The sequence below is a fragment of the Azohydromonas lata NBRC 102462 genome, assembly GCF_001571085.1.
In the GTDB taxonomy this organism is placed as follows: domain Bacteria; phylum Pseudomonadota; class Gammaproteobacteria; order Burkholderiales; family Burkholderiaceae_C; genus Azohydromonas; species Azohydromonas lata.
In genome coordinates, this window is sequence record NZ_BCTC01000315.1 from 1 (window position 1) to 785 (window position 785).

Consider the following 785-nt stretch of genomic DNA (forward strand, 5'->3'; position numbering starts at 1 on the left):
GTTCGGCGATCACTGCAGCGCCCGAGCACCCGGCCGGAATGCACGTCCAGCGCGGCAATCAAAGCCTGCGTGCCGTGGCGGATGTACTCAAACTCCCGGCGGCGTGCACGACCGGGCCGCAGTGCGCGGTCGGCATGCTTGCGCTCGATGGCCTGGATGCCGGTCTTCTCGTCGATGCTCAGCACCACCGAGCCCTTGGGCGCCTGGCGGTAGAGCTCGCAGATGGCATTGACCTTCTCGCGAAACTGCGGGTCGGGACTGTGCAGCCACTGCTGCACGCGGTGCGGGCGGATATCACCGGCTTGCAAGATGCGCTGCAGGTGACTGCGGCTGATGTGCGGCACCACGCCTTGCTGCATCGCACGCTCGCACAACTCGTCCAGCGTCGGTGTGCTGCGGCCTTGGACCTCGGCCGGCTCACACGCCAGGGCCAGCAGTTGCAGCCGCTGCGCCTCACCGATGCGCCGTGGTCGGCCGGGACGCTGGACCTCACGCAAGCCGGCCGTGCCTTGGCTGGCGACGCGGCCGCGCCACTTCGACACGCTGGGCAGCGACATCCCCAACGACGCCGCAATCGCCGCCGTCGTCTGGCCCTCGTGAGCCATCAGTGCGATCTTGGCCCGCACGACATCGCGCTGTGGCGCGGTGCTCTGGCGCACCAATGCTTCCAGCGCGTTGCGCTCCTTCTTCGAAAGCTTGACGAATTGTGCTTGGCGGCCTCGTCCCATGGGGCGCGGAGCTTACATCACGGACTTTTATAAGAAAGCTATTTGCAGGATGTCGTA

At 66.5% G+C, this 785-nt stretch carries 1 protein-coding gene; it reads right to left on the reverse strand.

The window, feature by feature from the left end:
* A partial coding sequence (locus ALA01S_RS31285) for an IS630 family transposase (RefSeq protein ID WP_157119454.1) occupies window positions 1-728 on the reverse strand: 728 nt, incomplete at its 3' end.
* Between the last annotated feature and the right edge of the window lie 57 nt (window positions 729-785).